This window comes from Pseudomonas sp. FW305-25, from assembly GCF_017351415.1.
GTDB classification, from domain to species: domain Bacteria; phylum Pseudomonadota; class Gammaproteobacteria; order Pseudomonadales; family Pseudomonadaceae; genus Aquipseudomonas; species Aquipseudomonas chlororaphis.
On record NZ_JACNDE010000015.1, the window covers coordinates 128,099 to 147,756 of the forward strand.

At 64.6% G+C, this 19,658-nt stretch carries 14 protein-coding genes; 10 read left to right on the forward strand and 4 right to left on the reverse strand.

Going from position 1 to position 19,658, the window contains the following annotated elements:
• Positions 1 to 466 precede the first annotated feature (466 nt).
• The 6 genes from J4E58_RS16560 to msrA all read left to right on the forward strand — a co-directional run bounded on the left by J4E58_RS16560 (position 467) and on the right by msrA (position 8,482).
• The gene (locus tag J4E58_RS16560; RefSeq protein ID WP_087088023.1) at positions 467 to 1,954 is read left to right on the forward strand and encodes an NCS1 family nucleobase:cation symporter-1; all 1,488 of its coding nucleotides are present in this window, start codon (positions 467 to 469) and stop codon (positions 1,952 to 1,954) included.
• Between the two features lie 171 nt (positions 1,955 to 2,125).
• Positions 2,126 to 3,409 (forward strand): Zn-dependent hydrolase, encoded by a 1,284-nt coding sequence (locus J4E58_RS16565; RefSeq protein WP_087088021.1) that lies wholly within the window; start codon positions 2,126 to 2,128, stop codon positions 3,407 to 3,409.
• Positions 3,410 to 3,803: 394 nt separating this feature from the next.
• Entirely contained in the window at positions 3,804 to 4,772 is a 969-nt protein-coding gene (locus tag J4E58_RS16570) for an aliphatic sulfonate ABC transporter substrate-binding protein (RefSeq protein WP_087088019.1), read from the forward strand.
• 124 nt (positions 4,773 to 4,896) lie between these two features.
• The gene (locus J4E58_RS16575; protein WP_087088017.1) at positions 4,897 to 6,963 is read left to right on the forward strand and encodes an ATP-binding cassette domain-containing protein; all 2,067 of its coding nucleotides are present in this window, start codon (positions 4,897 to 4,899) and stop codon (positions 6,961 to 6,963) included.
• Positions 6,960 to 8,015 (forward strand): glycine betaine ABC transporter substrate-binding protein, encoded by a 1,056-nt coding sequence (locus J4E58_RS16580; protein WP_087088015.1) that lies wholly within the window; start codon positions 6,960 to 6,962, stop codon positions 8,013 to 8,015. The genes J4E58_RS16575 and J4E58_RS16580 overlap by 4 nt, the downstream gene beginning before the upstream one ends.
• Positions 8,016 to 8,032: 17 nt before the next feature.
• On the forward strand, positions 8,033 to 8,482 hold the full coding sequence (msrA, locus tag J4E58_RS16585; protein WP_087088013.1) for a peptide-methionine (S)-S-oxide reductase MsrA: 450 nt from the start codon (positions 8,033 to 8,035) through the stop codon (positions 8,480 to 8,482).
• Positions 8,483 to 9,374: 892 nt separating this feature from the next.
• Here the strand turns inward: msrA and J4E58_RS16590 are convergent.
• From J4E58_RS16590 to J4E58_RS16605, 4 genes are all read right to left on the reverse strand, one after another.
• Positions 9,375 to 10,676, reverse strand: coding sequence for an IS4 family transposase (locus tag J4E58_RS16590; RefSeq protein ID WP_087089289.1), 1,302 nt, complete (start codon positions 10,674 to 10,676; stop codon positions 9,375 to 9,377).
• A 197-nt stretch (positions 10,677 to 10,873) separates the two neighbouring features.
• Positions 10,874 to 12,292, reverse strand: a complete 1,419-nt coding sequence (locus J4E58_RS16595) for an efflux transporter outer membrane subunit (protein WP_087088011.1) — start codon at positions 12,290 to 12,292, stop codon at positions 10,874 to 10,876.
• Positions 12,276 to 13,442 (reverse strand): efflux RND transporter periplasmic adaptor subunit, encoded by a 1,167-nt coding sequence (locus J4E58_RS16600; RefSeq protein WP_087088008.1) that lies wholly within the window; start codon positions 13,440 to 13,442, stop codon positions 12,276 to 12,278. The genes J4E58_RS16595 and J4E58_RS16600 overlap by 17 nt, the downstream gene beginning before the upstream one ends.
• The gene (locus J4E58_RS16605; protein ID WP_087088006.1) at positions 13,432 to 16,653 is read right to left on the reverse strand and encodes an efflux RND transporter permease subunit; all 3,222 of its coding nucleotides are present in this window, start codon (positions 16,651 to 16,653) and stop codon (positions 13,432 to 13,434) included. Before J4E58_RS16605 ends, J4E58_RS16600 begins: the two co-directional genes overlap by 11 nt.
• A 221-nt stretch (positions 16,654 to 16,874) precedes the next feature.
• Here J4E58_RS16605 and J4E58_RS16610 point away from each other — a divergent pair, with 221 nt between their 5' ends.
• From J4E58_RS16610 to J4E58_RS16625, 4 genes are all read left to right on the forward strand, one after another.
• Entirely contained in the window at positions 16,875 to 17,285 is a 411-nt protein-coding gene (locus J4E58_RS16610) for a hypothetical protein (protein WP_087088004.1), read from the forward strand.
• Positions 17,286 to 17,408: 123 nt separating this feature from the next.
• Positions 17,409 to 18,413 carry a YhcG family protein gene (locus tag J4E58_RS16615; protein WP_087088002.1) on the forward strand — a complete coding sequence of 335 codons (1,005 nt, stop codon included), beginning with the start codon at positions 17,409 to 17,411 and terminating at the stop codon, positions 18,411 to 18,413.
• 100 nt (positions 18,414 to 18,513) lie between these two features.
• Positions 18,514 to 18,954 carry a carboxymuconolactone decarboxylase family protein gene (locus J4E58_RS16620; RefSeq protein WP_009043347.1) on the forward strand — a complete coding sequence of 147 codons (441 nt, stop codon included), beginning with the start codon at positions 18,514 to 18,516 and terminating at the stop codon, positions 18,952 to 18,954.
• A gap of 2 nt (positions 18,955 to 18,956) precedes the next feature.
• Positions 18,957 to 19,658, forward strand: a 702-nt coding sequence (locus J4E58_RS16625; RefSeq protein ID WP_207255316.1) for a sigma-70 family RNA polymerase sigma factor, incomplete at its 3' end; no start/stop codon positions are given.

A 19,658-nucleotide genomic window follows, 5' to 3' on the forward strand; every position in this document is an offset into this window, starting at 1 on the left:
TTAAGTTATTGAAATATAACGATTTAAATAAAAAATCCGCAAAATGGTGCAGCCTTTCACCATTTTGACGCACTTGACAGGATCGAAATATGAGCAAGATTTCCTATGTGAAATCAGCCGCTTGAAGGAGGCCTGTGGCCCATACAAAAGTTTGAAAAAAGTTTGCGTGCACCAGATTGAGTCCTGACCCGATGGACAACTTGCCCGGCATTCGGCCTGAGTGAACCGGCACGTTATCTCGGACAGGAAGTTGTTCAGAATAAAACTGAAGAAACATCAGTTGTTTACATGGATTTTACCGACTGTGGAGCACCGTCGACGGGCAAGCCGGCACGCTTATTGAGTGCCGCCGTCGACAGGATGGCCGGTCGGTAAAAGTCGTCAGTTCTCCGGCCATCGCCGGGCTGGCAGCGCGTCTGCCAGCCCGTTTGATGAGCAAAAATAATCAGAAAAAAGTGGAGCGGCCATGCAACAGAACAGATCCCAAGTGACCGAGCGTGCCGGCCTGTACGAGCTGGACGCCGGCAGCGACGTGCTCGACAGCCCCCGTTACAACCACGATATCGCGCCGACCAAGGTCCATGAGCGCACCTGGAACAAATGGCACATCACCGCGCTGTGGGTCGGCATGTCGATCTGCGTGCCGACCTACACCTTGGGCGGTGTGCTCACCGCCTATTTCGGGCTGACGGTGGGCGAGGCGCTGCTGGCGATCCTGCTGGCCAATATCGTGGTGCTGATCCCTTTGACCCTCAACGCCTTCGCCGGCACCAAGTACGGCATTCCGTTCCCGGTGCTGCTACGTTCGTCCTTCGGTGTCATCGGCTCCAACGTACCGTGCCTGATCCGCGCCCTGGTGGCCTGCGGCTGGTTCGGCATCCAGACCATGTTCGGCGGCCTGGCGATCCACCTGTTCCTCGGCTCGATCTTTGAGGGCTGGAAGGCCCTGGGCGGCACTGGCGAGGTGATCGGCTTCATGCTCTTCTGGACCCTCAACCTGTGGGTGGTGCTGCGCGGCGCCGAGTCGATCAAGTGGCTGGAAACCCTGTCGGCGCCGCTGCTGGTGGCGGTGGGTGTCGGGCTGCTGGTGTGGGCCTTGCCCAATGTGTCCCTGAGCGAGTTGCTGGCGATTCCGCCCAAGCGTCCGGAAGGCGCCAGTGTCTACAGCTACTTCTTCGCCGGGCTCACGGCGATGGTCGGTTTCTGGGCCACCTTGTCGCTGAATATCCCGGACTTCAGCCGCTACGCGAAAAGCCAGAAGGATCAGATCCTCGGGCAGATTTTCGGCCTGCCGCTGACCATGTTCCTGTTCGCCGCGCTCGGGGTGGTGATGACCGCTGCCTCGGTGAAACTGGTGGGCGTCACCGTCTCCGATCCGGTGAGCCTGATCGGCCATATCCAGAGCCCCGGCTGGGTGGCCCTGGCCATGGCGTTGATCATCATCGCCACGCTCTCGACCAACACCGCGGCGAACATCGTCTCGCCGACCAACGACTTCCAGAACATCGCCCCCAAGCTGATCGGCCGCACCAAGGCGGTGATCCTCACCGGGCTCGTCGGCCTGGCGCTGATGGCCCATGAGCTGCTGAAAAAACTCGGCCTGCTGGTCTCGGACGTCAGCCTGGAGACCGTGTATTCCAACTGGCTGCTGGGTTACTCCAGCCTGCTGGGGCCCATCGCCGGGATCATGGTGGTGGACTATTTCATCATCAAGAAGCAGCGCCTGGACCTGGCCGGGCTGTACCGCGATGACGTGTACCCGGCGTGGAACGGCTACGGCTTTATCGCCTTTGGCGTGCCGGTGGCGCTGACGGTGCTGTCCCTGGGCAGCGATGCGTTCAGCTGGTTCTACAGCTACGGCTGGTTCACCGGCTCGGCGCTGGGCGGGATCATTTACTACGGACTGTGCAGCATGGGCCGCCCGCAGAGCGTGAGCGTCAAAACGCCGGTATGACCTTTGAATGGCGTTATGGCGGCCGGCCAATCGCGAGCAAGCTCGCTCCTACAGGGACCGTGTGGCTTTTTGTAGGAGCGAGCTTGCTCGCGAAAAAGTCCATCGCCCATCGCCAGATTCCAGACGAGCGCCCCTCGTCAACGACAACCAGAAAAGCCTGAGGAGATCACCATGAACGCTGCCGTCGACGTTCTGCAATCCAGCCACCGGCACATCAACCGCGACCGCCTGTGGCAGTCGCTCATGGAGCTGGCGAGGCTCGGGGCCACGGTCAAGGGCGGGGTCTGTCGCCTGGCCCTGACCGACCTCGACCGTCAGGCCCGCGATCTGTTCGTGCAGTGGTGCGAGACGGCTGGCTGTACGGTCATGGTGGATGGCATCGGCAATATCTTTGCCCGCCGCCCCGGGCGTAACCCGCAGTTGCCGCCGGTGATGACCGGCAGCCATATCGACACCCAGCCCACCGGCGGCAAGTTCGACGGCTGCTTCGGCGTGCTGGCCGGGCTCGAAGTGCTGCGTACCCTCAACGACCTCGGGGTGGAAACCGAGGCGCCCCTGGAAGTGGTGGTGTGGACCAACGAAGAAGGCTCGCGCTTCCCGCCGTGCATGATGGGCTCCGGGGTGTTCGCCGAGAAATTCACCCTCGAGGAAACCCTGGCCAAGACCGATGCCGAAGGCGTGAGCGTCGGCGATGCGCTGAACGCCATCGGCTATGCCGGCAGCCGCAAGGTCAGCGGGCACGCGGTGGGGGCCTACTTCGAAGCCCATATCGAGCAGGGGCCGATCCTCGAGGACGAAAAGAAAACCATAGGCGTGGTACTCGGCGCCCTCGGCCAGAAATGGTTCGACCTGAAGTTGCGCGGCGTCGAAGCCCACGCCGGCCCGACCCCGATGCATCTGCGCAAGGACGCCCTGGTCGGCGCGGCGGCGGTGGTGGCCGCGGTCAACCGCGCCGCCCTCGGCCATCAACCCCATGCCTGCGGCACCGTGGGTTGCCTGCAGGCCTATCCCGGTTCGCGCAACGTGATCCCCGGTGAGGTGCGCATGACCCTGGACTTCCGGCACCTGGAACCGGCGCGCCTGGACTCGATGATCGCCGAGGTGCGCCAGGTGATCGACAGCACCTGCGAAGAACATGGCCTGACCTTCGACATGGTGCCGACCGCAGACTTTCCACCGCTGTATTTCGACAAGATCTGCGTCGACGCGGTGCGCGATGCGGCGCAGGGGCTGGGCCTGTCCCATATGGACATCGTCAGCGGCGCCGGGCACGACGCGATCTTCGTCGCCGAGCTGGGCCCGGCGGGGATGATCTTCGTGCCTTGCGAAGGCGGCATCAGCCACAACGAAATCGAAAACGCCGACCCCGACGATCTCGCCGCCGGCTGCGCGGTGTTGCTGCGGGCGATGTTGGCGGCGTCCCAGGCCGTCGCGAAAGGACAGCGGGTGGCCTGAGCCTGATAGTCGGGTTGTTTGCACGGACGCCATCGCGGGCAAGCCTCGCTCCTACAGAAAAAAGATTGCGTGCTTCTGTAGGAGCGAGGCTTGCCCGCGATAATTGTGAGAACAGCACTGAAATCGCTGACATACACCTGTAGCCGCTGCCGAGCCTGCGAGGCTGCGATCGACCCCGCAGGGGGCGCGGGGGATCTCAAGACCGCTGAAGGCCTTCGGCCTTATCGCAGCCTCGCGGGCTCGGCAGCGGCTACAGGGGGATGGGTGATCGGCCAGCACATGCACTTCGGGCCAGCCAGCCGAACCTAAGCTAATGCTTAAAAAGTATTTATATTTGAATTCTTAGATCGATTAGCTTTTAGCGACTTTCCTCTCTCCCAGAAGGTCCGCCCCCATGCGCCTGCCCTTTGCTTTGCGTCGTAGCTTGTCGATCACCGCCTTGGCCGGTCTGGCGCTGGGCATGACCCTCGATGCCCAGGCCGATACCGACCTGCGTATCGGCTACCAGAAATCCTCGACCCTGCTGGCGGTGCTCAAGGCCCAGGGCACCCTGGAAAAACAGCTGGCGGGGCAGGGCGTGAAGATCTCCTGGCATGAATTCACCAGCGGCCTGCCCCTGGCGGAATCGCTGAACGTGGGCAACGTCGATATCAGCGCCGACGTTGCCGACACCGTGCCGGTCTTCGCCCAGGCCGCCGGCGCCCAGTTGACCTACTTCGCCACGGAAACTCCGTCGCCCGCCGCCCAGTCCATCGTCATTCCCAAGGACTCCACGCTCAAGTCCCTGGCCGACCTCAAGGGCAAGCGTGTCGCCGTGACCAAGGCCGCCGGCAGCCATTACCTGCTGATCGCCGCGCTGCGCGAAGCCGGCCTGGGTTTCGCCGATATCCAGCCGGTGTACCTGACCCCGGCAGACGGCCGTGCCGCCCTGGAAACCGCCAAGGTCGATGCCTGGGTCACCTGGGAACCCTTCGTCGCCAGCGCCGAACGCCAGCAGGGCGCGCGGGTGCTGCATGACGGCCAGGGCCTGGCCAGCTACCGGCGTTATTACCTGGCCTCCAACGATTACGCCAAGGCTCATCCAGAAGTGCTGAAGCAGGTGTTCGCCGAGCTGCAGAAGACCGGCACCTGGGTCAAGGCGCACCCGACGGAGGCGGCAAAGCTGCTCGGCCCGTTGTGGGGCAACCTGGACGTGAGCACGGTGGAACTGGCCAACAGTCGTCGCACCTACAAGGTGGAAGCGGTGCAGCCGGACGCCCTGGGTGAGCAACAGAAAATCGCCGATGCCTTCTACCAGGAAAAACTCCTGCCCAAGCCGGTGGATGCCCGCGCGGTGCAGCTGTGGAGCCCCAAGCATTTGTAACTGAGCCTTGGCTCGCCTGTGTCGGCGAGCCCCTTCCCACGGGGTAGCCGCCTGGCCGGCCCCAGCCATTTTTTTCTTCATCACTGCCGGTGACGCGGCTGCGCGTCCGGCATCAGGAGTTCCCGTGTCTGCCGTTCACCCCCAAGAGGCCTTTGCCGTCCCAGCCTCGTCCGCCCCGCAACCGGCCAGCGCCGAGGTGGTGCTCCAGCTGCGCAACCTGACCAAGCACTACGGCCGCGGCTCGTCCGCGCCGGCGGTGGAGCAGGTCAGCCTCAGCGTGCGCCGTGGCGAAGTGCTGTGCCTGATGGGCACCTCCGGCAGCGGCAAGTCCACCTTGCTGCGGCATATCAACCGGCTGATCGAGCCCAGCAGCGGCGAGGTGCTGATCGACGGCGCGGCGATCAGCCAGCTTTCGGCCAAGGACCTGCGCACCCTGCGTTCGCGGCGCATCGGCATGGTCTTCCAGCACTTCGGCCTGCTGCCCCATCGCAGCGTGCGCGACAACGTCGCCTTGCCCCTGGAACTGCGCGGCGAACCCGAGGCCCTGCGCCAGGCCGCGGCCGATGTGCAACTGCGGGCCATGGGCCTGGAGGGCTGGGGCGAGCACTATCCCCATGAGCTGTCCGGCGGCATGCAGCAGCGGGTCGGCCTGGCCCGGGCGCTGGTCAGCGAGCCGGACATCCTGCTGATGGACGAACCCTTCAGCGCCCTGGACCCGACCATCCGCCGCGACCTGCAACGCCACTTCCTGCGGGTAGTGCGCGAGCGTGGCATCACCACCTTGCTGGTGACCCACGACCCGGCGGAAGCCCTGCGTCTGGCCGACCGCATCGCGGTACTGCGCCAGGGCCAGCTGATCCAGCTCGGCAGCCCCGGCGAGTTGCTGGAGCAGCCGGCGGACGCCGAGGTGGCGGATTTCTTTCAGGAGCACGGCGCGCGCAGCGACACGCTGGCCGTGGCGCCCGTCGCTTCGGCTAAAACAACAATCGCTCCGGTGCCCGTGGCTCCGGGTTTTTCCTTCTGGCAGGCGCTGTTGCTGGGGCCGGCGGCCTTGGCCGCCAGTGGCCGTGGCGCGCTGTATTGGCTGGGGTTCGCCCTGGAGTTGGCGGCGGCCAGTGCCCTGGGCCAATGGTTGGCCAGCGCCAGTCTCGGTTGGGCTGGGTTGGCGGTGCTCGGCCTGTTGCTCAGCCGCCTGCTCAGCCTGACCCTGGCCCGCCGTCCGAGCCGCCAGGGTCGTTCCGACTGGCGCCTGCCGTGGCTGGTCCTGCTGCTGTGCCAGGGCCTGGTGTTGTGGCGGGTGCTGGCGGTGGATGCCAGCGGCCCCTGGCTGCAATTTCCCGCCGACCGTCAGGCGCTGCTGGGCACCGCGGCGGCCATCGACCAGTTGATAGGTTGGTCCCAGGTCACCTTCGAAAGCACCTTTGTCGGGGTGATTGTCGCCGTGCGCACGGTGATCGAAAGCATCGAAAGCCTGTTGGGCTGGCTACCCTGGCCGGTGCCGGCGCTGGCCCTGGTGCTGCTGGCCTGGCGCAGTGCCGGCGCGGCGTTGGCCCTGACCAGCGCTGCGGCCTTGCTCTATATCGGCCTGTTCGGTTTCTGGGAACGGACCATCGCCACCCTGGCGCTGGTGGGTTCCTCGGTGCTGCTGTCGCTGCTGATCGGCGTGCCCGCCGGCATCCTCCTGGCCAAGCGCGCCCTGGCGCGGCGCCTGATCACGCCCTTGCTGGACGTGATGCAGACCCTGCCGACCTTCGTGTACCTGATCCCGGCGGTGGCGTTCTTCTCGGTGGGCAAGACCCCGGCGGTGATCGCCACGGTGATCTTCGCCCTGGCGCCGATGATCCGCCTCACTGCCCTGGGGATCCGGGAAGTACCCAAGACCGCCGTCGAAGCGGCCCTGGCCCACGGCGCCACGCCGTGGCAGATCCTGACCAAGGTCGAGCTGCCCCTGGCCGTCGGCTCGCTGCTGCTGGGGATCAACCAGACCCTGGTGATGAGCCTGTCGATGGTGGTGGTCGCGGCGCTGATCGGCGCCGGCGGCCTGGGCTACGACGTGATGACCGCGCTGCGCAATATCAAGGGCGGCGAGGGCATGTTGGCCGGGGCGGCGATCGTGTTCTGCGCGTTGATTCCCGACCGCATCATTCAAGCGACCCTGCGCCAGCGGGATCGCGCTTTCCATCAGCAATGAGGTGTCTCTTGAACAAGTCGTTTTCCCGCACCCTGGGCGCTGCCGCGCTGCTGCTGGGGCTGGCTCTGCCAGCCCTGGCCAAGGACAAGATCGTCATCGGCGAACAGAACTGGACCGGCGCCATCGCCATCCAGAACATCCTCGGCGAGGTGATCAAAAGCCGCCTCGACGGCGACGTGTCTTACCTGGCCGGTGACATACCGGTGCTGTTCGCCGCCGCGGCCAAGGGCGACGGCTCGGTGGATGTGCTGACCGATATCTGGCTGCCTAATCAATCCGCCGCCTGGGCCAAGTACGTCACCGGCGGCACCCGCTCCCTGGTGCCGAACAAGCAACCCTACCTCGGGGTGCAGGGCTTCTATATCCCCGGCTACCTGCAAGACCAATACGGCGTGAAATCGGTCTACGACCTGCAGAAGCCTGAAGTGGCCAAGCTCTTCGAACCCCTGGGCGGCGGCAAGGCGCAATTGCTGGTGGGCCCGGCGGGCTGGGAGTCGACCTATATCGGCCAGATCAAGGCCAAGGATTTCGGTTTTGCCGACAAATTCGAATCGGTGTCCACCGAAGCCTCGGTGACCTACGCCAAACTCGCCGCGGCCTACAAGGCCCGGCGCGGCGTGGTGTTCTACGCCTACACCCCGGACTGGATCTTCTCCGCCTTCGACCTGCGCCGCCTGGACGAACCGGCGTTCGACGGCTACGCCCAGGACAACAAGAAGGGCGACCCGCTGTACAAGGCCGACGGCTGCTGGAAATTCGTCAGCCCGACGGTGGACGCCGACTGGCTGAACAAGAGCACGATCACCTGCGCCTACCCGGACGCCCGGGTCTATGTCCTGGCCTCCAGCGCCTTGCAGAAACGCGCGCCGCGGATCGCCGCCTTCCTGGAAAACTTCAGCATCGACCCGCAGGTGTTGAACGACCTGATCCTCAGGATCGAGAAGGAACAGCAACCGGCGGCGGAAGCGGCCAGGGCCTGGGTCCAGGCCAACCCGGCGATCGTCGATCAATGGCTGGGCGCCAGCGGCGAGAAAGTCGGAGCGGTGCAGTGAGCGAGGAGCATCGGAACATGAGCGGGATCAAGCAGGCCACCTTCGGCGCGGGCTGTTTCTGGGGCGCGGAGGCTGCGTTCCGGGCACTGCCGGGGGTGGTGGAGACACGGGTGGGCTACGCCGTGGAGGCGGGCGACGAGTCGTTGCGGATCGAGGTGGTGCAGGTGGATTTCGATCCGCAGGTGTTGGCTTATCCGAGCCTGATCGAGCACTTCTGGGGGCTGCATGATCCGACTTCGGTGGATCGGCAGGGGGAGCATGGTGGGGTGAAATATCGTTCGGCGATCTTTCACACCAACGCCCTACAGGCCGAACAGGCACGGCAGGCCAAGACGGCCCTGCAAGACTCCGGCCGCCTCAACAAACCCGTGGCCACGGTGATCGTGCCCCTGGGTCGCTTCGACCTGGCGGATGAAGCGCACCAGCGCTACCTGGAAAAGAATGGCTTGAGCAGTTGCCATATCTGAGGGTACTGGTCGCGCAGGCCTGCTTCTGTAGGAGCAGCCGGTCGACGCTCGATTGCTCGCGATGGTGTCGGCTCTGGCACTGGACTTTTTGGACGGGGTACATATCCGTTCCTGCGGTAACGGCGGCTTATGGTTTCGCCCTTACGGCGAGTCCCTTTTTACAAACGCCTAAAAAGGAACCAAAAACGCTTTGCCCCACCACTCGGTGCCTCGCTAAGGCTCGGCATGTCCTCACTCCGGCATTGATCCGTGGGCCGCCGCAATGGGCCATCCCTGGCCCAGTGCGGCTAACCCGGCGTCCTGCCGGGTTACCCACGGCTCAATGCCTGCGTTCGGCCATCGTGGTTAACGGGGCCAATAGATCAAAAGCCAAAGCCAAAGCCAAAGCCAAAACAAAACAAAACCAAGCCAAGCCAAAGCTTGCTGCCTTCGCCACGCTGCAACTCTTCTGTCTGAGACGCTTTGTGTAGCCGCTGCCGAGCGTAGCGAGGCTGCGATCGGCCCGCAGGGCCGCTAAACCTGGCGCCTCGCAGGATCTGGGGAAACGCGGTGCCCGCCTGGCGAGTCCTTCGGCCTCGATCGCAGCCTCGCTACGCTCGGCAGCGGCTACAGAGCCCACGTTCTCAGCCAGGCCGGCCGGTAGGCCGCCGTCTTGCTTTTGATCTGAGCGCCCCGTTAACCACGATGGCCGAACGCAGGCATTGAGCCGTGGGTAACCCGGCAGGACGCCGGGTTAGCCGCACTGGGCCATGGATGGCCCATTGCGGCGGCCCACGGATCAATGCCGGAGTGAGGGCATGCCGAGTCTAGGCGAGGCACCGAGTGGTGGGGCAAGAGCGTTTTGCTTACTTTTGCGCTCTTCAAAAGTGAGCCGCCGTAAGGGCCATCCCTTTCAAGGTCTTTTCGTTTTGGCAGCCTTGATGACCCTATCTGTTGAAACGTGGGCATGTACCGCCGTCCCTTGAACCCATGTCTTGGGCTTGGGCACCTTGGGGCCTCGTTGGCTTTTGGCGACTTGCCTGGGTTGAATATTCTTGGCTAATTCCAACAAGCGCTGGGCCAGTTTTTCCATTGAGACAATCGGTAGGTATTCGACGGGCAGAGCGATCTGCATGCCCTCATATCCAGCTCTGGCCTGGATCGCCAGGTGATAGATCGAAGCCTCCCAACCCTCGGGCTGAGTGTCTCGATGAGCGTGTTCGACGCTGCGCTTGAGCAAGGCCAGTACGTTGTACGCCAGCACGGCAGTGGTGAACCCAAGCAAGGCTGCTCGTGGACTGCCGAGGGTTTCAATTTCACTTTCCAGAATGGCTTCCAGTCGCTGGAACATTCCTTCAATGCTCCAGCGACGGCGATAGAAGTCCGCGATCTGCGGTGCGCTGATGCTCTCGGGCAGGTTGCTCCAGAACATCAAACGGCTGTCACCTGAGTCGTTTGGCGAATGGAGCGTCAATTCGATGCGTCGCCACTGATGTCCCCCTCTTACCTCAATGCTTTGCTCACGCACGGTACCTGCTGCAACAGGCAAAGATGCTTGCCACTCACCCTCTTGAATCAGGCGCGGGTGCTTGGCCTGCTGGCGAATGACAAATGACGTTTTCACCTGTTCACAGGCCTCCATGACAGGAAGCGTGCAGTAGAGCCGATCAGCGATCCAGACCTGATTTGCCTTGGCATCGGCCAGCAGTGGCAACACGCAGACTCGCTCGCTTGCATAAGCGTCTTCGCAGGGTTGCAGGTCAATGACCTGATCCAGATCGGGATCGTAGACCACGACCGAGAACCCGGGACGAGCCGCTCCTCGCTCGTGGCGTAGTGCTCCAAGGCGCTTTTCGGTGGAAGCCAGGTGGCTGCCGTCTACCACCCGAACCTGCCAATCGGGAAGCATGGCTGAGCCCCCCAACTCCTTGATCGTCGGAGCCAGGCGCTGCGCGCAACCTGTGACCAAGGCACGCAACAGAGCCGGTTCGGTACGGCTGACCTTGTCGTAAAGGGCCGCCAGGCTAACCGGAAGATCCTCCAGTTGCCTGGCTGCGGCATGTAGTGACGGCTTCAAGCCCAATGAAACAAGGGACATGAGTTTAATGATGGTTGAGAACAACAATTCGCGGGAGTACTGCCGTTGCCGGTGTTCTTCGAAAACCTGATCGACCCACTCCGGCGCAATGGCTTGCTCCAAGGCAAGTTTGGCCATAACGCTGGCAGGTGCTTTTTTCTCGAATCGCGCTAGTACATCGGCCCACATCGTCGGGTCTTCCTGACTGAATTTCAGCGGATTCTACCCAAGACCTTGAAAGGGATGGCCGTAAGGGCGGAACCCTAAGTGGCCGTAACCGCAGAAACGGATATGTACACAGGAGGATCGAGCTTTCCATAGCCCAGCCTCTGGCGTCAGGCTCCAGCTTTCCACCCCCCACCCAACGCCACCACCAACCCCACACTCGCCTGCAACCGCCGCGTCTGCAGCGCCTGCAACCCCCGTTGCGCCTGCAACGCCGCGGTCTGCGCCGTCACCACCTCCAGATAACTGACCGCCCCCGCCTGATAACTGTTCATCGCCAGGGCCTGCGTATGCTCGGCGGCATTCACCGCCGCCTGCTGGTCCAGGGCCTCCTGCTGCAAATCCCGCAGTTGCCCCAGGTTGTCTTCCACCTCACGCACCGCCCGCAGCACCTGGCTGCGGTAATGGGCGGCGGCTTCCTCGAATTCGGCGTGGGCCTGGCGTTCGTTGGCGCTCAGGCGGCCGCCGTCGAAGATCGGCAGGTTGACCAGAGGCCCCAGTGCCCAATAGCGATTGCCCGCCGCCAGCAGGTTGCCGCTGCCTTGGGTCTGCCCGCCGAGCAGGCCGGTCAGGCTGAAGTCCGGGTACCAGGCGGCCCGGGCCACGCCGATATTGGCGTTGGCGGCGAACACCCGGCGTTCGGCGGCGGCGATGTCCGGGCGGCGTTGCAGCAGGGCGCTGGGCAGTTGTTGCGGCACGCTGGGCACGGCCAGGGTCTGTTGGGTGGCGGGCAGCTGGAACTGGCTGGCCGGTTCGCCCACCAGTTCGCCGATCGCGTGTTCGGTGAGGTTGCGTTGCCCGCGCACTTCGTCCAGCTCGGCCTCGGCGCTGGCCAGCTGGCTTTGCGCGCGGGTCAGATCCAGCTCCGAGGCGATCTGCCCCTGGTAGCGGCTGCGGGTCAGTTGCAGGGCCTGGGCGTAGTCGTCCAGGGACTGGCTGAGGATCGCGCGCTGCGCATCCAGGCCATTGAGCTGCACATACAGGCTCGCCAACTGCTGTTGCAGGCTCAGGCGCGCCACCGCCAGATCGTCGGCCGAGGCTTCGGCCTGGGCATCGCCGGCGGCCACCTGATTGCGAATCCGTCCCCACAGGTCCGGGTCGAAGCTCAGCGAGAAACCGGCGCTGTTGCTGTTGTACAGCGAAGGCTGGCTGCCGCCGCGCAACGGCCGATGGTCCGACTGGCGCTGGCGCAGCGACTGGCCACTGGCGCTGATCTGCGGGAACAGCCCGGCATGCAGCTGGCTGGCATAGGCCTGGGCCGCGTCGAAGTGCGCCAGTGCCGCCGCGAGGTCCGGGTTGGCCTTGATCAGGCGTTGTTGCAGGTCATCCAGGCGCGGGTCCTGGTACAGCCGCCACCACTGGCTGGCCAGCTGATCCGCCGGTCGGGCCGGATGCCAGGGGCCGTCGCTGGTCTGTTCGCGGTAGTGGGCCGGCAGTTCCACTGGCGGCACCTGATAGCCGGGCGCCAGGGAACAGCCTTGCAGGGCCAGCACCAGCAACACCGCAAGCGGTTCAAGCCTTGGGCGCATGCTCACCTCCGGCGTCGGCCAGTTGCACCAGGTCGCCTTCGCGCAGGGCATCGGGCGGGTTGTCGATGACCCGGTCGGCGGCTTGCAGGCCCTGGTCGATCACCAGCCGCGCGCCGAGGTCGAGACCGATATGGATGTCCCGCAGGTGCACGTGGTTGTGCTCGTCGAGCAGCGCCACCTGGGTGCCCTGGGCGCGGAAGATCAAGGCGCTGGCCGGGATACTCACGCCCCGGGTGTCGGCGGGCAGGGCCAGGGCGGCTTCGGCATAGTCGCCGGGCAGCAGCGCGCCGTCGGGGTTGTCGGCGACGAACTGGGCGAGCAGGGTGCCGGAGCGCTGATCGATGGCGGTGGAGTCGCCGATCAGCCGCGCGCTGAAGTGCTGGCTGGGGTGCTCCGGCACCGTCAGCTCAGCAGTGAGGCCGGGGCGGATCACGCTGGCGTAGTTCTGCGGCACCGGCACGTAGAGCCGCAGCTTGCGGGTGTCGGCCAAGTCAAAGAGCTGCGGATCGCTGTCGTTGTCGGCCTTGATCAACTGGCCGATATCGGTGTGGCGCGCGGTGATGGTGCCGGCGAAGGGCGCGCGGATGGTCTTGTAGTCCTCCAGGGCCGAGAGCCGCGCATAGTCGGCAGCGGCCGCTTCGGCATTGGCCTTGGCGGCCGCGGCGTTGGAGGTTTTTTCATCGGCCTCCTGGCGCGACACCGAGTGGCTGGCCAGCAGGTTCTGCCAGCGCACGGCGGTGGTCTGCGCCAGCCGCGCGTTGGCCTGTTCCTGCACCAGCCGGGCGTGGGCCTGGGCCAGCTGCTGGTCGAGGTCGGGGCTGTCGATTTCGGCGAGGACTTGCCCGGCCTGAACCTTGGCGCCGATGTCGCTGTTCCAGCTTTTCAGGTAGCCGCTGACCCGGGCGTGGATCGGCGCCTTGCTCCAGGCTTCCAGGTGCGCCGGCAGGCGCAGGACGTCGCCCTGGCGGTTCTGCTGCGGCTGCAACACCAGCACCTGGGGCACGGCGGCGGTTTCGGTCCAGGCGGCCACCGCGCGTTCATGGCGGGTGCGCGCGGCCAGGCCGTTGGCCACCAGCAGGGCGGCCAGGGTCAGGCCGCCGATGCCGAGCCACAGCAGGCGTTTGCGCGAGGGGGTGTGTTCAGGCGACATGGGTACTTTCTCCAGCGACAGCGCGAGTGGGGTGACGCCCGTGGACCAGGCTGAACACCACGGGAACGAACAACAGGGTGGCGGTGGTGGCGAGGATCAGGCCGCCGATCACGGCGCGGCCCAGGGGCGCGTTCTGCTCCTCGGACAGGGCCAGCGGCAGCATGCCGATGATCATCGCCAGGGCGGTCATGCACACCGGGCGAAAGCGTGTGTAGCCGGCCTCCAGCGCAGCCTTCAGGGCATCGCCGTGTTCCGCCAGGCGTTCGCGGCAGAAGCTCACCACCAGGATCGAGTTGGCCGTGGCCACGCCCATGCAGAGGATGGCCCCGGTCAGCGCCGGCACCGACAGCGAGGTGCCACTCAAGAACAGCATCCAGACAATGCCGGCCAGGGCCGCCGGTAGCGCGGTGATGATCACGAACGGGTCGAGCCAGGACTGGAAGTTGACCACGATCAGCAGGTAGATCAGCACCACCGCGCCCAGCAGGCCCAGGCTCAGGCCGCTGAAGGCTTCGTGCAGGGCGTCGATCTGCCCGTGCAGGCTGATGGTCGCGCCCTTGGGCCGCAGCGCCTGGCTATCGTCGAGGACGTGCTGGATATCCCGGGCCACGCCGCCCAGGTCGCGGCCCTGGACGTTGGCGTAGAGGTCCAGGGTCGGCTGGATGTTGTAGTGGGTGACCACCGCCGGGCTGTCCACCCGCGAGATGCTGGCCAGGCCGCCGAGGATCTGCGACTGGCCGTTGCTGCCGGTCACCGGCAGCGCCTCCAGGGATGGCAGGCTGTCCAGGCGGTACTGCGGGGTGGCGGCGACGATGGAATAGGACACGCCGTTCTGCGGGTTGAGCCAGAAGGTCGGCGCCACCTGGGAGCTACCGGCCAAGGAGGCCACCATGCTGTTGGTCACGTCGCGCTCGGTGATCCCCAGGCCGTTGGCCCGCAGGCGGTCGACCTTGACCGCCAGCGACGGGTAGCCAGTGGACTGCTGGATACGCAGGTCGGCGATGCCCGGCACATGTTGCAGGCGCCGTTGCAGTTCCAGGGCATAGGCGCGGTTGGCGGCGCTGTCGGGCCCGGAGATTTTCACGTCCAGCGGCGCCGGCGCGCCGAAGTTGAGGATCTGGCTGCTGATGTCCGCCGGCAGGAAGGCGAACTGGCTGCCGGGGAAACTCTCCGGCAGGGCTTCGCGCAATCGCTTCACGTAGTCGGCAGTCGGCGCGTGGCCGGGCTTGAGGGTCACCTGGATGTCGCCATCCTGCGGGCCGATGGTGCCGCTGCTGCTGTAGGCCATGTCGATGCCGCTCAGCGGAATGCCGATATTGTCGATCACGCTGTCCAGCTGCTCCGGCGGAATCACCTCGCGAATCCGCGCCTCGATGCGGTCGAATGCCGCCGCGCTTTCCTCGATCCGCGTGCCCAGGGGCAGGCGCACATGCAGGGCCAGGGCGCCGGCGTCGGTGGCCGGGAAGAAGTCCTGGCCCAGGCTCGGCAGCAGGGCGAAGGAGGCCAGCACGCAGGCGAGAAAACCCAGCAGGAAGCGCTTGCGGTGGGCCAGGGCCAGGGTCAGCAGGCCGTGGTAGGTGTCGCGCACGTTGGAGAAGCGCCGCTCGAACCCCTGCTGGAAGCCCAGCAGCCCGCGCACCAGGGCATGTCGCGGCGGGGCGTGCTGTTCGCCCTCGTGGTGGTTGATGAATGCATCTTCCGGGTGATGCCCCGGGCCCGGCTCCGGCACATGGGGCTTGAGCAGGTACATGGCCAGTGTGGGCACCAGGGTGCGTGAGAGGATGAACGAGCTGGCCATGGCGAAGATCACCGCCAGGGCCATGGGGCGGAACAGGTAACCGGCGATGCCCTGCAACAGGAACATCGGCACGAAGACAATGCAGATGCACAGCAGCGAGACGAACGCCGGGCCGACGATCTGTTTCGCGCCGTCGAGGATCGCGGCCTTCACCGCCTTGCCTTGTTCCAGGTGCCAGTTGATGTTCTCGATGGTCACCGTGGCGTCGTCCACCAAAATCCCCACCGCCAGCGCCAGCCCGCCGAGGGTCATGACATTCAGGGTCTGGCCGCTGGCGGCGAGCAGGGCGATGGCCGCGAGCACCGCCAGGGGGATCGAGGCGGCGATGATCAGTGTCGAGCGCCAGCTGCCGAGAAACAGCAGGATCATCGCGCTGGTCAGCAGCGCGGCGATGATGCCTTCCCGGGCCACGCTGCCCACCGATTGCTTGACGAACACCGAGGCGTCGCCCAAGAGCGAAGTCTTCAGCGCCGGCGGCAGGGTTTCATCGATGCGCGGCAGCATCTGGCGGATGCCATCGACGATCGACAGGGTGGAGATATTGCCGTTCTTCAGCGCCGGCATCAGCACCGCGCGGTGGCCGTCGACCCGCACGATATTGCTCTGCGGCGGCGAGCCGTCACGCACATGGGCCACCTGACCGATGGTGATCAGCGCGCCGTCGACGGTCTTGATCGGCAGGTCGTTGAGCTCGTCGATGGCCGTCGGGCTGTTGTTCAGCAGCACCGTGTACTCACTGGCGCCGAGCTTGGCGGTGCCCACCGGGATGATCTGGTTCTGCGCCGCCAGGGCATTGCCCACGTCCTGCGCTGACAGGCCCTTGGCGGCCAGAGCCTGCGGGTCCAGGTCAAGGGTGATCTGCCGCTGCTTGCCGCCCATGGGCGTCGGCATCGCCAGCCCCGGCACCGAGCTCAGGGGCAGACGGATATTGTTCTGCACCAGGTCGCGGATTTTCGCTTCCGACAGGGTCGGGCTGGAGAACGCCATCTGCAGGATCGGCACCGTCGAGGCGCTGTAGTTGAGGATCAGCGGCGGGGTGATGCCCGGCGGCATCTGCTTGAGCACGGTCTGCGACACCGCCGTGACCTGGGCGTTGGCGGTGCGGATATCCACCCCCGGCTGGAAGAAGATCTTGACGATGCCCATGCCCGGCAAGGATTGCGACTCGATGTGCTCGATGTCGTTGACCGTGGTGCTCAGGGAGCGCTCGTAGGTGTAGATCACCCGGCCGGCCATGGCGTCCGGCGACAGGCCGGTGTACTGCCAGACCACCGCCACCACTGGAATGCCGATATCGGGGAACACATCGGTGGGCGTACGCAGGGCCGCCAGCGGCCCGATGATGCAGATAAAAATCGCCAGCACGATAAACGTGTAGGGCTTGAGCAGAGCGGTCTTGACCAGCCCGAGCATGCGGTGGACCTCCGAGGGGAAACGAACCTCGGCAGCCTGCCGCGACCCACCTAACACACGGCTTTCAGCCAGGTGAAGGAAGTTTTAGGTTGGGCCTGAATTTCCTTTCACGGGGATTCATTTGTCCTCTGCATGGGGCCTCGACAAGCTGGATGGCAATCGGCGCGAGCGCTTTTTTCGCTCCGCCCTGTGTCGATTTTTTTACTGCCGAGGTACCTGCCATGAATGCCAAACCCCTGTTGCTGATTCCCGCCCTGAGCCTGGTGCTGCTGCTCTCCGCCTGCGCCGGCCCGATGCCCAAGGCCGATCCCAACGAAGCCTGGATCAGCCTGGAAGAAGAGGGCTCCAGCGACCTGCTGGCCGAACGCGTCGACGGCAAGAACGTCGACGACGGCCGCTACTTCGAAGTCCAACCCGGCGCCCATCGCCTGGACGTGACCCTGTTCGAAGAAGTCGGCGGCGACTCCAACCAGGTCGACTGCCGCGGGCAGGTGAGCTACCCGAACTTCAAGGCGGGGGAGCATTACAAGCTGGTGGAGTCGACGTTGGGGACTGAGGTGCGGGCGAGGTTGTATGACGAGAAGGGGAAGCAGGTGGCGAGGGTGCGGGAGTTTGAGTGTATGCCGGGGTGACAGCGCTGTCGGCGTTGCTCAATCCAGGAAATTTCGCTCAATAGAAGGAGAAGCGGCTGACTGCACGTTGATTGAGGGCCGCCTGATGATGGTGGACTACATCCTTCAGGCAGGACCCATTTTATGAATCAAGCACTGCCATCCACCGATGCGGCCTTCAACGAAGTGGCGCAAATGATCGCCGCCGCGCGCCAACGGGCGATGCGGGCGGTGAACACCGAACTGGTGGAGCTGTATTGGCAGGTCGGTGCCTATATCAGTCGCAAGATCCAGGCGGCGGAGTGGGGCGATGGAGTGGTTCAGCAACTGGCGGATTATCTTGCGCGGCAGCAGCCGGGGTTGCGGGGTTTTACCCGGCGTAACCTGTTCCGCATGCGGCAGTTCTATGAGGTTTATCGAGGCGAGGAGAAAGTGTCAGCACTGCTGACACAATTACCCTGGACCCAGAACCTGATCATTCTTGCGCAAGGCAAGCGGCCAGAAGAGCGCGAGTTCTACCTACGCATGACGATCCAGGAACAATGGTCAACCCGGGAACTGGAGCGCCAGATCAAATCGGCCCTCTTCGAGCGCTCACTGACCCGCCCAGCAAAAGTCTCGACAGCGTTGAGACAATTGCATCCCGAGGCGTTGAGGGTGTTCAAGGACGCCTATGTGGTGGAGTTTCTCGACCTGGCTCAAGGTCATAGCGAAGCCGATCTGCACAGTGGGTTAGTGCAGCAACTGAAAGACTTTCTGATCGAAATGGGCCGCGACTTCTGCTTTGTCGCTTCGCGCTATCCCTTGCAGGTTGGCGGGCGCGATTTTGTGCTGGATCTACTGCTGTTCCATCGCGGCTTGAATTGTCTGGTGGCCATCGAGCTCAAGGTCGGGCGCTTCGAGCCGGAATACCTGGGCAAGCTGGATTTCTACCTGGAAGCGCTGGACCGCCAGGTGCGCAAACCCCACGAGAACCCGGCCCTGGGCGTGCTGCTCTGTGCCAGCAAGGACGACGAGGTGGTCGAGTACGCCCTTAGCCGCTCACTGTCGCCCGCCTTGATCGCCGAGTATCAGACCCAACTGCCGGACAAGAAGCTGCTGCAGGCCAAGCTGCATGAGTTTTATGCGCTGAATCCTCAGGCGGTTTGAGCCGCCTTATCGGAGCCCGAATTATTTTTCCGCTCCCCCGTCACAAACCACCCACCTGGCCCGTCATGTCGGTGTATCCCTCAATTAACGGAGCCACCCCATGTCATCCAGCCACCCGACCCAAGCCGTCAACCTGCTGCAAACCATCCCCGAGATCTTCGAAAGCCTGGGCCAGGTCCACGGCCTGATCGACGCCCACGGCCTGGCGCGCAAGCTACACCACCTGGTGGTGTTGCGCGCCTCGCAGATCAACCAGTGCGGCTTCTGCGTGAAGATGCACACCCGCGAAGCCCGTGAAGACGGCGAAAGCAACGAGCGCCTGGACCGCCTTGTGGTCTGGCGCCATGTCAGCGATTTCAACGCCGCCGAACGCGCCGCCCTGGCCTGGACCGAAGCCCTCACCGTGCTGCGCGAAGACACCGACTTCGGCCCGTTGCGCGCGGCCCTGCGCGAACATTTCAGCGACGCGCAGATCGCCGCCTTGACGGCCGATATCGGCATGATCAACCTGTGGAATCGCTTGCAGGTGTCGAGGCACTGAGGATGGATCGAATCGATGACACGACGGTGTTCGAAAGCCGTCGCAGCTTCCTGCTGGGCCTGGCCTACCGCCTCCTCGGCTCGCGCGCCGAAGCCGAGGACGTGGTGCAGGACCTGTTCATCAAATGGCTGGAGGCCGACAAGGCCTCCATCGCTACCCCGGCCGCCTGGCTGACCACCGCCTGCACCCGGCACTGCATCGACCTATTGCGCTCGGCCCAGCGCTCGCGCCTGCAATACGTCGGCACCTGGCTGCCGGAACCGATCCACAGCCTGCATCACGACTCCCCCGAACAGAGCCATGAACTGGCCTCGTCGCTGTCCACCGCCTTCCTGCTCCTGCTCGAACGCCTGACCCCCAAGGAACGCGCCGCCTACCTGCTGTACGACATCTTTGACCTGGACTACCCCCAAGTTGCGCAAACCCTCGGTGTCCAGGAAGCCACCTGCCGAAAACTCGTCTCCCGCGCCAAAGCCAGCCTGGGCAACACCCAAGCGCGCTACCAGCCGGAACCTTCACGCCAGCAACAACTGCTGAGCGCCTTCCACAACGCCATCACCAGCGGCTCGACCCAAGACCTGGCCGCCATGCTCTCCGAAGACGTCGAGCTGTGCGCCGACGGCGGCGGCAAAGCCAGCGCCATTCGCGAGACCTTGTATGGGCTGGAGGCGGTGCTGGGGTTTGTGGGGGAGTCGTTGAGCAAG

What these genes read in the sequence shown, in the direction of transcription:
- J4E58_RS16560 (WP_087088023.1), top strand. Translation starts at nt 467, where the DNA reads ATGCAACAGAACAGATCCCAAGTGACCGAGCGTGCCGGCCTGTACGAG.
- J4E58_RS16565 (WP_087088021.1), top strand. Translation starts at nt 2,126, where the DNA reads ATGAACGCTGCCGTCGACGTTCTGCAATCCAGCCACCGGCACATCAAC.
- J4E58_RS16570 (WP_087088019.1), top strand. Translation starts at nt 3,804, where the DNA reads ATGCGCCTGCCCTTTGCTTTGCGTCGTAGCTTGTCGATCACCGCCTTG.
- J4E58_RS16580 (WP_087088015.1), top strand. Translation starts at nt 6,960, where the DNA reads ATGAGGTGTCTCTTGAACAAGTCGTTTTCCCGCACCCTGGGCGCTGCC.
- msrA (WP_087088013.1), top strand. Translation starts at nt 8,033, where the DNA reads ATGAGCGGGATCAAGCAGGCCACCTTCGGCGCGGGCTGTTTCTGGGGC.
- J4E58_RS16590 (WP_087089289.1), bottom strand. Translation starts at nt 10,676, where the DNA reads ATGGCCAAACTTGCCTTGGAGCAAGCCATTGCGCCGGAGTGGGTCGAT.
- J4E58_RS16595 (WP_087088011.1), bottom strand. Translation starts at nt 12,292, where the DNA reads ATGCGCCCAAGGCTTGAACCGCTTGCGGTGTTGCTGGTGCTGGCCCTG.
- J4E58_RS16600 (WP_087088008.1), bottom strand. Translation starts at nt 13,442, where the DNA reads ATGTCGCCTGAACACACCCCCTCGCGCAAACGCCTGCTGTGGCTCGGC.
- J4E58_RS16605 (WP_087088006.1), bottom strand. Translation starts at nt 16,653, where the DNA reads ATGCTCGGGCTGGTCAAGACCGCTCTGCTCAAGCCCTACACGTTTATC.
- J4E58_RS16610 (WP_087088004.1), top strand. Translation starts at nt 16,875, where the DNA reads ATGAATGCCAAACCCCTGTTGCTGATTCCCGCCCTGAGCCTGGTGCTG.
- J4E58_RS16615 (WP_087088002.1), top strand. Translation starts at nt 17,409, where the DNA reads ATGAATCAAGCACTGCCATCCACCGATGCGGCCTTCAACGAAGTGGCG.
- J4E58_RS16620 (WP_009043347.1), top strand. Translation starts at nt 18,514, where the DNA reads ATGTCATCCAGCCACCCGACCCAAGCCGTCAACCTGCTGCAAACCATC.